The 13,071-nt window shown below is 54.6% G+C and carries 8 protein-coding genes; all 8 read right to left on the bottom strand.

The window, feature by feature from the left end; translation table 11 throughout:
* Window positions 1–102: 102 nt before the first annotated feature.
* The 8 genes from hisB to LX66_RS11835 all read right to left on the bottom strand — a co-directional run bounded on the left by hisB (window position 103) and on the right by LX66_RS11835 (window position 13,046).
* Complete coding sequence (hisB, locus tag LX66_RS11870) at window positions 103–1,239, bottom strand: bifunctional histidinol-phosphatase/imidazoleglycerol-phosphate dehydratase HisB (protein ID WP_145713471.1); 1,137 nt, start codon at window positions 1,237–1,239, stop codon at window positions 103–105.
* Window positions 1,239–2,297 carry a histidinol-phosphate transaminase gene (gene hisC, locus LX66_RS11865; RefSeq protein ID WP_145713468.1) on the bottom strand — a complete coding sequence of 353 codons (1,059 nt, stop codon included), beginning with the start codon at window positions 2,295–2,297 and terminating at the stop codon, window positions 1,239–1,241. The genes hisB and hisC overlap by 1 nt, the downstream gene beginning before the upstream one ends.
* A gap of 93 nt (window positions 2,298–2,390) precedes the next feature.
* Complete coding sequence (gene hisD, locus LX66_RS11860; RefSeq protein WP_145713465.1) at window positions 2,391–3,674, bottom strand: histidinol dehydrogenase; 1,284 nt, start codon at window positions 3,672–3,674, stop codon at window positions 2,391–2,393.
* 65 nt (window positions 3,675–3,739) lie between these two features.
* The gene (gene hisG, locus LX66_RS11855; RefSeq protein WP_145713462.1) at window positions 3,740–4,594 is read right to left on the bottom strand and encodes an ATP phosphoribosyltransferase; all 855 of its coding nucleotides are present in this window, start codon (window positions 4,592–4,594) and stop codon (window positions 3,740–3,742) included.
* Between the two features lie 199 nt (window positions 4,595–4,793).
* A complete protein-coding gene (bglX, locus tag LX66_RS11850) occupies window positions 4,794–7,067 on the bottom strand; it encodes a beta-glucosidase BglX (protein ID WP_145713459.1) in 2,274 nt (757 codons plus the stop codon).
* 145 nt (window positions 7,068–7,212) lie between these two features.
* Window positions 7,213–8,379, bottom strand: a complete 1,167-nt coding sequence (locus LX66_RS11845; protein ID WP_145713457.1) for a PepSY-associated TM helix domain-containing protein — start codon at window positions 8,377–8,379, stop codon at window positions 7,213–7,215.
* A 39-nt stretch (window positions 8,380–8,418) separates the two neighbouring features.
* Window positions 8,419–10,824 carry a TonB-dependent receptor gene (locus LX66_RS11840; RefSeq protein WP_145713454.1) on the bottom strand — a complete coding sequence of 802 codons (2,406 nt, stop codon included), beginning with the start codon at window positions 10,822–10,824 and terminating at the stop codon, window positions 8,419–8,421.
* 143 nt (window positions 10,825–10,967) lie between these two features.
* Window positions 10,968–13,046, bottom strand: coding sequence for a glycoside hydrolase family 2 TIM barrel-domain containing protein (locus tag LX66_RS11835; RefSeq protein WP_145713451.1), 2,079 nt, complete (start codon window positions 13,044–13,046; stop codon window positions 10,968–10,970).
* Window positions 13,047–13,071 lie beyond the last annotated feature (25 nt).

The following is a 13,071-nucleotide window of genomic DNA, read 5'->3' as shown; positions in this document are numbered from 1 at the left end:
ATTTGATTTTGTGCCACCACCAATGCTTGTATGTCATGTTCTTGTTCATTGCAGCAGCAAATATGGGTTGTTTTTTCAAATAATGCAAATTTTTTTTAGGCTTTATAAAACTCCCTTTGTGCTGGGCAACTGCAGGTTGGCCGGGTCCCGCCTGACAGCCATTTTTATGGCTTTGGCAAAAGCCTTGAAGATGGCTTCTATCTTATGATGCTCGTTCTGCCCTTCAGCCTTGATGTTCAGGTTGCATTTGGCGGCGTCTGAAAAGGACTTGAAGAAGTGGAAGAACATTTCGGTAGGCATCTCCCCTATTTTCTCCCGGGTAAATACAGCATCCCATACGATCCAACTGCGGCCACCAAAATCGATGGCCGCCTGCGCCAGGCAATCGTCCATCGGCAGGCAGAAACCATAGCGCTCCATGCCCCGCTTGTCTGCCAGGGCCTGGGCCATGGCTTCGCCCAGGGCGATGCCGGTGTCCTCAATAGTATGATGCTCGTCTATGTGCAGGTCGCCTTTGGCGCTGATGGACAAGTCTATGTTGCCATGCCTGGCGATCTGCTCCAGCATGTGGTCAAAGAAGCCCAGCCCCGTGGAGATCTGCGCCTGTCCTTTACCGTCCAGGTTCAGGGTAACGGAGATATCCGTTTCCTTGGTGGTACGTGTATGCGTCACCGTTCTTAATCCCAGCTTCAGGAATTCATAGATCTTTGCCCAGTCGGTAGACTCCAGGGCTATCACCGGCTGCAGCGCTTCCACCGCATCGCTGATCTCTGCGTTGCCCAGGCCGGTGCCTTCATTCATCCAGATGGCTTTGGCCCCCAGGTTCTTTGCCAGTTGCACGTCGGTAATGCGGTCGCCTATCACAAAAGAGTTGGCCAGGTCATATTCCTCTGAAAAATACTGCTTGAGCATGCCGGTACCGGGCTTGCGGGTAGGGGCATTTTCATGCGGGAAGGTCCGGTCGATGTGTACGGCGGCAAAGCTCACCCCCTCATTCTCAAAAGCGCGCACCACCTGGTTCTGCACCAGCCAGAAAGCCGCTTCGGGGAATACTTTGGTGCCCAGCCCGTCCTGGTTGGTGACCATTACCAGCTCGTAGTCCAGCTCTGCCGCTATCCTTGACAGGTAAGAAAATACCCGGGGATAATATTCTATTTTCTCCAGGCTGTCCACCTGGTAAGTGGGCGGCACCTCTTTGATCAATGTGCCATCACGATCTATGAATAAAACTCGCTTCATTAATAAGAAGTTTGAAATAATTGAACCAGTGCATTTATGAGCGTCATATTTTCCTCCGGCGTGCCTACGGTAATACGGAGGCAGCCGGCGCAAAGCTCCACGCGGGAGCGGTCGCGCACCACGATGCCCTGCGCTACCAGGGACTGGTAAATGCCTTTTGCATCCCTAGTACGGGCCAGCACAAAGTTGGCGTCGCTGGGATATACTTTGGTGACCAGGGGCAACTGCTCCAGGGCGGCGCTGAGCTTATCCCTTTCTATCACGGTTTCCCGGATCCATTCGTTCACCTGCGTTACATTTTCGAGCGCCTGCAGGGTCAGCTCCTGGGCGGCCTGGCTAATGTTGTATGGCGGCTTGATGCGGTTCATCACCTCGATGATCGCTTCGCCGGCAAAGGCCATCCCTACCCGTAAAGCGGCCAGTCCCCAGGCTTTGGAGAGCGTTTGCATCACTACCAGGTTGGGATACTCCGTCAGCTCCTGGATAAAGGTCTTCTGCCGGGCAAAATTGATATAGGCTTCATCTACCACCACAATCCCATCGAAATTATTCAACAGCAGCTCAATATCCTCCCGGTTAATAGAGTTGCCGGTAGGATTGTTGGGAGAGCAAATGAATATCAGCTTGGTGTGCTCGTCTATGGCCTGCTGCAGCGCCGGCATGTCCAACTGGAAGTCCTCCGTCAGCGTTACGTTGCGGATCACCACATCGTTGATATGCGCGCTTACCTCATACATGCCGTAAGTAGGCGGACACAGTATTACATTGTCCACCCCGGGATTGCATACGGCACGGTACAACACATCTATCACTTCATCGCTGCCGTTGCCCAGGAAGATGTGCTGCGGCGGCACGCCCTTAATGTCTGCCAGCTTGTACTTGAGCTTCCATTGCATGGGGTCCGGGTAGCGGTTGTACGCCACGGGCAGCGGGGAGCCGAAACTGTTCTCGTTCGCATCCAGGAAGATGCGGGCCTCGCCCTTGAACTCATCCCGGGCGGAGGAATAAGGCACCAACTGCCGGATATTGTTGCGTAATAATTTATTGAGATCGAACATTTTAAACTAATAATTAAGCATTAGTAATTAATAATCGCCGTTACATAGGTGCCTCATTGAAACAATTGTGCTGCGAATATTATTAATTATTAATTATTCATTGTTAATTATTCTAAGCGAAACCGCCCTGCGGTGCGCCTCCAGCCCTTCGGCGGCGGCCATGGCCTCAATGGCGGGGCCTATCTGCTGCAGGCCTTCCCGGCTGAGCCGCTGGAAGGTGATCTTCTTTACGAAGCTGTCCAGCGATACGCCGCTGTAGGCCCTGGCATGCCCGTTGGTGGGCAGGGTATGATTGGTGCCGGAAGCATAGTCACCGGCGCTTTCCGGGGAATAGTTGCCCAGGAATACGGAGCCGGCATTGATCACGCTGTCCGCCAGGGTAATATCATCCTTGCAGGCGATGATCAGGTGCTCCGGTGCGTAAGCGTTCAGCAGGTCCATGGCGGCCTGCATGTCCGGCATCAGCACCAGGCGGCTATGCTCCAGCGCGCGGGCGGCAATATCGCGGCGGGGCAGGCGCTCCAACTGTACGCGCACTTCCTGCTGTACGGCGCTGATCACTTCGCGGGCGGTAGTGACCAGCAGCACCTGGCTGTCCGGCCCGTGCTCCGCCTGCGATAACAGGTCGGCTGCCACGAATGCGGGCACACAGCTTTCGTCTGCCAGCACCGCCACTTCGGAAGGGCCGGCCGGCATATCGATGGCTACGCCATCCTTATTCACCAGTTGCTTGGCGCAGGTTACATACTGGTTGCCGGGGCCGAATATCTTGTACACTTTCGGCACGGTGCCCGTACCATAGGCCATGGCGCCAATGGCCTGCACCCCGCCTATCTTGAACACCTGGTCTATGCCTACCTGCCGGGCGGCAAAGAGAATGGCCGGGTGCACCTGTCCTGCCGCATCGGAGGGCGTGCACAGCACCACCTCGCGGCATCCCGCTATCCTGGCAGGAATGCCCAGCATCAGGATGGTAGAGAACAGGGGCGCGGAGCCGCCGGGGATGTACAGGCCTACCCGCTCAATAGCTACGGACCTGCGCCAGCACTGCACGCCGGGCATGGTCTCTATGATCTTCCCGGCTTCCTGCTGCGCGCGGTGAAAGGTTTCAATGTTCTGCTTTGCCTGCAGGATAGCCTGTTTCAGCGCGGGGTCCAGCGCCGCGGTGGCATGGGCAAATTCCGCTTCTGTTACCTGGAGCCCATCCAATTGCACCTTGTCAAACTGCAGGGCATATTTGCGTACCGCCGCATCGCCGTCCTGCCTGATGTGCTGCAGGATGGCGCCCACGCTGCTTTCCAGCGCCGTGGTGTCCATTACCGGCCGTTGCAGCAATGCCGGCCAGGCGGCCTTGTCAGGATATTCGTATATCTGCATGAACCAATTAACAATTAATAATTAAGAATTAACAGTTGCGGATGCATCATCTGCACATTTGCATATCAGATGATCATCTTCTCTATCGGCACCACTAATATACCCTGTGCGCCGGCGGCTTTCAGGCTTTCAATGATATCCCAGAAATCATTTTCATTCAGCACGGAATGTACGGAGCTCCATCCTTCTTCTGCCAGCGGCAGCACCGTGGGGCTTTTCATGCCGGGCAGCAGGCGGATGATCTCGTCCAGCTTATTATTCGGCGCGTTCAGCAGGATGTACTTATTGTTCCGGGCTTTTTTCACGGCCTGTATGCGGAACAGCAGCTTGTTCAGCACCTGTTGCTGCGCTGCGTCCAGTCCTTTATTGGCGATCAGCACCGCCTGGGATTTCAATATCACTTCCGCCTCCTTCAGGCCGTTCATGAACAGGGTGGAGCCGCTGCTCACCAGGTCGCAGATAGCGTCTGCGAGGCCAATGCCGGGGGCTATTTCCACGGAGCCGCTGATCTCATGTATCTCGGCCTGCACATTGTTCTTTTGCAGGAACTGTTCCACTATCACCGGGTAGCTGGTAGCAATGCGCAGGCCGGCCAGGTCCTGTACGCCGGTGTACTCCACGGTTTTGGACACGGCTACGGACAGGCGGCATTTGCCGAAGCCCAGCTTTTCCACTTCCTGTACCTGCCGGTTCTTTTCCAGCACTACGTTCTCGCCTACCATGCCGATATCGGCCACCCCGTCTTCTACGTACTGCGGAATATCATCGTCGCGCAGGAAAAATACTTCCAGCGGGAAATTGCTGGCTTCTGTCTTGAGCTTGTTGACACCATTGTTGATGTCTATACCGCATTCCTTCAGCAGCTTGATGGAATCTTCGTGCAGTCGGCCCGATTTCTGGATGGCAATTTTTAATTTCATCTGTTATTATTTGTTCCCCTGAAACAACAAAGGCTTACCATTCCGGTAAGCCTTTGATATTTAATATGCTTGTATTACATAATATCATCCCAGCCTACCTGCATGGTAAGAATGATGGTGATGATGGATATGTACGTTTATGTTCATAATGACGGGGCAAAAATAGCAAGAAAAGCGGAAATTCAAAATTAATTACCGGTTAATTCAGCGTAAAGTCCGCCGCCTGCACATCCCGGCTGTTGGTTCCCACAAAAACGGTGAATTCGCCCGGTTCAGCAGTCCACTGCATGTCCTTATCGTAAAACTCCAGGTCTTCCAAGTGGATGATAAAGGTCACCGTAGTGCTTTGCCCTTTTTCCAGGAAGATCTTTTTAAAGCCTTTCAGCTCCTTTACCGGGCGGGTTACGCTGCCTACCTTGTCGCGGATGTAGAGCTGCACTACCTCTTCTCCGTCGTAGCCGCCGGTATTGCTTACCTGGATGCTGGCCCGGAGCTGCCCGCCCCGGCTCATCTGCCGGCTGCTCAACTGCAGCGGTCCGTAGGTAAATTTCGTATAGCTAAGCCCGTATCCAAACGGATACAGGGGATCGTTGCTTACGTCCAAGTACTTGGAAGTGTACTTGTTGTCCGGGTTCAGCGGGCGGCCGGTACTCCGGTGGTTATAGTAGATGGGAATCTGGCCGGTATTCCGCGGAAAGGTCATGGTGATCTTACCGGCGGGGTTGTAATCCCCGAACAGCACGTCGGCAATGGCATTGCCGGCCTCCGTACCCAGGAACCAGGTTTCCAGGATGGCGGATATATGCGCATCCTCCCACTCCAGCGTCAGGGGGCGGCCGTTCATGAGCACCAGCACGACGGGCTTGCCGGTGGCGTATACAGCTTTGAGCAGTTGTTGCTGGTTGTCCGGGATACCGATACCGGAGCGGCTGGCGGCTTCCCCGCTCATGCCCTGGGACTCGCCCAGCGCCATGATCACCACATCGGCCTGCTGCGCCAGGGATACGGCATCGTTCAGCATCTGTGCGGCGTTAGCGGTATCTGCCGTTTCCAGCCGGGGCTTTTGCAGCGCCTTTTTCAGCATGCCGGTGTCACCGGTAATGTAGGCCCCCTGTTCGTATAATATTTTTACACCGCTGCCCAGCTTGTTCTTAATGCCCTGCAGCAGGGTCACCGCTTTGGAGGCGTCGCCGGCGGCGGACCAGTTACCGATCATATCACGCTGGCTGTTGGCCAGGGGACCGATCACGGCAATGGTGCCCTGCTTCCGGAGCGGCAGCAACTGCTTTTCATTTTTCAGCAGTACGATGGAGCGTTTCGCTATCTCACGGGCGGCCTGCAGGTGAGCCGGGCGCATGATCTCCCGCTGCGCACGCGCAGGGTCGCAATAACGGAACGGGTCGCTGAACAGGCCCAGGTCGTACTTGGCAGCCAGCACGCGGTATACCGCTGTATCGATCTGCTGCATGGTGACCTTCTTTTGTTCCACCAGCTTCTTCAATTGCCCGGCATATACGCCGCCCTGCATATCCATATCCACGCCGGCATTCATGGCCAGTGCACCTGCTTCCAACTCATCTTCGGCTACGCCGTGCGCTATCATTTCATTAATGGCCGTATAATCCGTTACTACAAATCCATTAAAGCCCCATTGCTCGCGCAGCAAATCTGTAAGCAGCCATTTATTGCCGGTAGCGGGTATGCCGTCAATTTCGTTAAAGGAGGTCATTACCGTAGCTACACCGGCGTCTACCGCGGCTTTATATGGAGGCAGGTATTCCTGGTACATGCGGCGGCGGCTCATATCCACCGTATTGTAGTCACGACCCGCTTCTATGGCGCCGTACAGGGCAAAGTGCTTTACACAGGCCAGCACGGTACTGTCCGCCGACAGGTCCGTGCCCTGGTAGCCCTTTACTTTGGCTTTGGCTACCTGCATGCCATACCAGGTATCTTCCCCTACCCCTTCGGCCACACGGCCCCAGCGCGGATCGCGGGCAATGTCCACCATCGGGGAATAGGTCCAGTGCAGGCCGTCTGCGCTGGCTTCCACCGCGGCAATACGGGCGCTTTTTTGCATCAGTGCCATGTCCCAGGTACAGGCTTCGCCCAGGGGAATGGGAAAAATGGTCTTATGCCCGTGTATCACATCGTAGCCGAATAAAAGGGGGATCTTTAATCTTGTTTTCAGGGCCATTTCCTGCAACTGCCGGGTGTACTGCGGAGTATAAGCATTAAAGATGGCGCCGCAGGCACCGGTTTCAATATCCTTCTTGTATCCCGGCTTCATAAAAGGCCCGGTCACATCCATATCACTGGTCAGCAGGTTGAGCTGTCCTATTTTTTCCTGCAGCGTCATCCGTTGCAGGAGCTTGTTGATGAACTGTTCTTTCTGTGTTTGCTGCTGTTGCGCCCGTAAGGCAGTGGCAATAAGTAAAGCAGCGGTGAGTAGTAGCCAGCCGGTCCGTTTCATCTGTTAATATTTTTTTTATTTACCAGATGGAACCTCGCATTAACATGCCCTTGTATGAGAAAGGTCAATCATGCTCGGTTTCATGACGTGTGTTTTTTTGGAGGGATAAAGGTACGGAGATCGCTTTACATTGGATAAGCGCCCCCTACACCAACACCGCCTCTTTCTTCTCTACCACCTGGCCTTTTTTCTTTTTATGCCGCCGGCCCCACCAGATGTAAAACCCGGTTACCGGCAGGCTGGCTGCTACCAGGCTGGCGCAAAAGGCCATGATCTTGCCCGGCAGGCCCAGTATGGCGCCTACATGGATGTCATAGTTCAGGCGGGCGATCCTGTCGGCGGTAGAAGCTTCGGCGAAGCGGCCGTAGGCATGATTCACGGGTATCTCCTTCAACGTGTACTGATCAAAGTAGCGGATATCCATCTTCCAGTAGGTATCAATGTCCGGGTTGGACACGCCTGCTACAGAGGCCGTATCATTTTCAGGATAATGCACTTCTATCATCTGGGTATTCGGATATTCCGCCTGCATCTTTTGCCACACGCGGTCTTCCACAGGGGCTGTGGCAGGCAGCGCCTTGCCGGCCTTGTCAGAGAAGGGCTCGTAATAGGCCACCAGGTCCTTTCCGCCGGAAGTGATCCAGTACATGCTTTTGGCAAACCACTGGAAACCCCATACCAGGCCGGTAAGCATAATGAAGATAATGACCCAGGTAATGTAGAAACCCAGCACATTGTGCAGGTCATAGTTGACCCTTTTCCAGCGGGCGTTCCATTTAATGCTGAAACGCTGCTTGCGGGCGGCCTTGTTCCGCGGCCACCACAATACCAGGCCGGTGATCAGCATCACCAGGAAGACCAGGGTGCCGGTGGCTACAATGGGCTGGCCAATGGTGGGCGGCAACCAAAGGTAGAAATGCCCCATCAGGATCACGCGGAAAAAGTCGGCGTCCATGTCCTTCACTTTTTGCACCTGCCCGCTGTAGGGATTGATGTATACCGTGTAATAGTAAGCAGGTTCCAGGCTGAAGAAAGCCACTTCAGCGGCACGGCCATTTTTATAGTAAGTAGCGCTGTGCGCCTTTTTGCCCGGCAACGCCTTTTCTGCTATCACCTTCAGGTCAGAGGGCTTTAACAGCGGTTTATTTTCGTTATCAATATAACGGTATTGCTGGGTGGCATTCTCTATCTCCCTTTGAAAAGCGAGTATGCAGCCGGTAATACCCAGGAATAAAACCAATAGCCCGGAACCCAGTCCGAGCCACAGGTGGACCCTGCCGATCCAGTATTTTAAGTTTCGATGCTTCCTCATATTATATACAGACCACCGCTATGCGCGGTGGCCCGTTTTTTAGAATTTAAATGCAATGCTGCCCGCAAAGCTCCTTAATTTTTGTGGATTTACCGTCGTATAGCCGATCCAGTATCTTTTATTGGCAAGGTTATCCAGCTTGGCAGATACCCTGAACCTGGGATGATCATAGAAAACAGAAGCGTTCAGCACGGTGTAGGCGGGCAGGGTAAATACGCCGATAGCAGCATCGTTAATGATCTTGTTGTCGCTGGCGTAGTTGCCGCCAAAACCCACACCCAGCCCTTTCAGGCGGCCCTGGGGCAGGCGGTAGCTCAGCCACAGGTTAGCGGAATAAGGCGCGCCGGCGGTACCCGGACGGCGGCCTTCCACGTTCTTGTCGGCCGCTTTCTCGTATTTGGAATCATTATAGGAGAAGCCCGCTACTACGTGCATACCACGGAAGGGCATGGCAATCACTTCGGCTTCTATGCCTTTGCTGTACTGGGTGCCATCCTGTACAGATACGTTCGGAACGTTGGTAGGACGCACTACATCTTTTACCCGAATATCGTAATAGCTGATGGTGCTGCTCAGCTTCCCGTTAAACATATCCAGCTTTACGCCGCCTTCCACCTGGTTGGCCTGCTCCGGCTTGAAGGTCTGCCCCAGGGCATCGGGGGCCTTGTTCACAAAACCATTCTGGTAGTTGGCGAACAAAGCCACATTATCCCGGATGGGCTGGTACACAATGCCGAATTTGGGCGACAGCTTCGTTTGGTTATAGGCGCCTGATTTTTTGCCGGTGGTTTCATCGTAGGTGCCATTGTGCACAAAGTGGTCCACGCGCAGGGCGGCCAGCGCCATCAGGTTGTCTGTAATGCTCAGCACATCGGACACATAGGCGCTGTAGGTGTTGGAGGTGTATATTACCGGGTACACGAATGCATCGCCTTTTTCCTGGTATACTTTGTCCATATTGGTCCGGTTAAAGTCCCGGTAGTTGGCAATGGTTTCCTGCGTTACATCAATGGTATCGTAGGTATTGCCACCAAAGAACTGGTCGGTATTGTGGTAAACAAAGTCCAGCCCGGCTACCAACCGGTTCCGCATGCTGCCTAGCTGGAAATCGCCGATAAAGTTCTGTTGTATTTCTATGAACTGGTCCTTGCTGTTATCGGTATACTGGTCGTTCCTGGAAATGAAGCGGTTGCCGATGTCATTGGGATCATGCGTCACCATGGAATCTGCAATCAGGTAAAAGTAGGGAGAAGGCCCGTCGGAGAAACTGTTGGTCACCGTAAAATTGGTCTGGGAGGTCCATTTATCCGACAGCTTGTAGGTCATCTGCCCAAAGAAATTGGCGTTCCGGGAGGTCTGGTACAGGTCCTCGTTTACGTATGCACGCTTGTAATCGATGTTCAGCTCGTCCGCACGGTCTGCGCCCAATGCGCCGATAGTCTGCCCCCAGGGGAAAAAGTATACCCGCAGGCCGGTGTTGCTGCCCTGGTAGAACTCCGCATCAAAGGACAGGGAGAGCCTGTCATTGATGTTGTACGCCAGGCTAGGCGCCATCACAAAGCTGCGGCTCCAGCCATTGTCCTGGAAGCTGCCTTCGTAGGAGTAAGCTGTGTTCACGCGAAACAGCAAGCTCTTGTCCGCGTTCAGCGGGGTGTTTACATCCGCGCTGATGCGGTTCAGGCCATAGCTGCCGGCGGTATAGCTCACCTCTCCGCCCAGGGAGGTATACGGTTTTTTGGTCACCCGGTTGATCAGGCCGCCGTAGGAAGTGAACACGTTCCCGAACAGGGTGGCGGAAGGGCCTTTGATCACTTCTATCCTTTCCAGGTTGGCAGCGTCTATAGTGGCGGACACATTGCCGGCCACGCCGTTCCGGAGCTGGCTCTGTACAATAAACCCGCGCAGGTTATAGTAACTGCCGCCATCGCCGCTACGGCCGGTGGCGTCCCACATTTTAGTAAGACCGGGCACATTGCGCATGGCATCGTCCACGGTCAGCACTACCTGTTCCGTCAGTAATTCCTTGTTAATGGTGGTATATACCTGGGGATTCTCCAGGTTCTTCAGGGGCATTTTATTTACATAATCACTGGAAGAGCGCACCAGCGTGTTCCGGCGGCCGGATATTACCACTTCCTGCAACTGCTTGTCGTTCAGCTCCAGGGTAAAGGCTACCGTAGTGGTCTTGCCTGTTTCGGTGGTCACTTCTTTTTCTATCGTGGCAAACCCTACCAGCGTGATGTGCAGGGTATAGGTACCGGCAGGCAGGCGGCGGATGGCAAACTCGCCACGCTCATCCGTTACGGCGCCTTTGTTCAGGCCCTTTACCTGTACGGTCACATAGGGCGCCGGGCGGCCTTCCGTGGTAGTTACTTTTCCTTTGATCTGTGAAAATTGATCTTCTTCTTCGTTGGCAAAGGCATTAAGCGTTATGCCTAAAAACATGACAAAAAATAAAAATACTTTCCTTGCCTGGTATAGCTCAGCTCCCATAAATCAGTTTAGTTTACGGGCGCAAAATTGCGAACCGGATGGACACCCGGTTTATGTAATCGGGAAAAATATTTACGCAATGCGAAAAACCTCCGTCAGGAGGCCGGTATCTGCACAGAAAGGGCGCTGAAACCCGTTCCCCTAACCACATCCACTACGATCCTCTCCAGGGGCAGGCCCTCGGTGAGGCGGAAAGTATGCTCAAATGCCTGGCCCGGCGCCAGGTCCGGCAGTACTATTTCCCCGGTTTCCAGCGGCACTTCCTGGTCGCCATAGGCTATCCAGCGCAGGATGTACTTACGCAGGGTATATGCCGGGATGGTTTTGCGGGTGGCCAGTTTTACGGCCAGTTGCTGCCCCTCCAGGCCGGCGCTAAGGGTGCTCAGCGGGCTGGATTCCGCGCGCAGCACCTCCCAGGAGGGCCTGGGTGCACCGTACAGGTCCACCACCCCGTGCACGCGCTGCTTCAGCACGCCGATGCCTTTGTCACCGATATGCGTGCGGTAGTCATTATAGCTGAAAAAGATAAGGCCGCTTACGTAATCATGCCGGCGGAACACTTCATTATTCGAGCGCAGGATGCTGATCAGCCGGGTATCGCCTTCTTTGCGCTCGGGCTTGCAGCGGCACCAACCGTATTCGGAAATGACGATAGGCTTATCCGGGAAAGCCTGGTGAATGGCTTCCAGGTTGCGCTCCATATCTTCCACCGTGCCTTTGTACCAGCTACCATAGTATTCATTCCATTCCACGAAGTCCATCAGGCCGGACACGTCCTTTCCCGGTGTTTGCTGCAGGGAGTTGGAGGCATAGGAGCAAAGGCGGTAGGGGTCCAGCTTTTTGGCGGCTTTCAGCATATTGGCGGCAAAATTGTAGGCCGGCGGGTTTTGCCCGCCTATTTCATTGCACAGGCCCCAGGAGAATACGCAGGGATGATTGTATTCCCGCTCTATCAGCTCTTCCAGTTGTTCCAGCCCGTTCTGCATAATGGGCGCGGAGGGCTGGTCCTTCATTCCCTCAAAAGTAGCGCCGCCCCAGGTAGGCACTTCCAATTGTATCAGTATACCGTGGCGGTCACAGTAATCCAGCACCCGTTTGTCCTGCTGCCAGTGCACGCGGGTAAATATGCAGTTCAGCTTTTTCATGTCATCATGGTCATGCCGTATCCATTCGCCGGGTTCGGCCATGCCGTACAGGGGATTGCTGCCGCCCATGCGCTCTACGCCCATCAGCCATACGCGCTCCCCGTTGAGGTAAAAGCCGGTATCCTTCACTGCTATGCTGCGCACGCCAAAGGTGCTGCAATAGCTGTGCAGCAGGTCCCCGTCCTGGTACAGGTGCAGGGTAAGGCGATACAGGCGGGGCGCATCAAAATGCCAGAGACGCGGATCCGGCAGCAGCAGCGCTTCCGGCTCCACGGTCCTTACTTCCCCCGCCGTTAGCTGCAGCGGCGTGGCAAAGCTGCCTGCCAGCGCCTGCCGGCCTGTATCCTCTTCGGTTACCTCGTAGCGAAGGTGGCAGGTACCTGCTTTGCCTTTGTTGGCCAGGCGGGCTTTTATTTTCAGGCGGGCCTGCTGAAAGCCGGCATCCGGCAGAGCGGCCACCCATATGTTTTCCAGGTAAGTGACGGGCGTTACATGCAGGGTTACGGGACGTGTAATGCCGCCATCGGCCGCCCAGTCATAGGAGCGGTTGCGTGGCAGCATATTATCGTCAAAGGCGTTATCCACTTCCACCTCCAGGGTATTGTTACGGTCGTATTGCAGGTGCGGGGTAAGGTCTATAAAGAAAGCGGTATAGCCTTTGCGCAGGTGCTCCCCTGCCAGCACGCCGTTTACATACACCCGGGCGGAGTGGTATACGGCCTCAAACTCCGCGCGCACCACGCGCCCTTTCCACCCGGCGGGAATAAAGCATTCCCTTTTGTACCAGGCCTTACCAAAATGCTCCACGTGCTCCGGCATGATCTGCCAGGTGTGCGGCACCGTTACCGCCTGCCAGTGCTGTTTGTCCGTTGAGAACTGCCAGACCCCATCCAGGGATTGCTGCCAGCCGGGCGCGGCCGCTATTTTCGTATCGTCATTACTGTTATTGACCGCAAAGGACGCGGCGGGCAACAGGCCCAGTGCACCGGTAGCGCCGGTGTGCTTTAGGAAGTTTCTTCTGCTGAGCATAATATGCTATCGGTTATACAATATA

Origin of the sequence: Chitinophaga japonensis (assembly GCF_007830125.1) — a bacterium.
GTDB lineage: Bacteria > Bacteroidota > Bacteroidia > Chitinophagales > Chitinophagaceae > Chitinophaga > Chitinophaga japonensis.
Note: the sequence above shows the minus strand (reverse complement) of the source record. Positions and strands in the feature narration are given on the sequence as shown.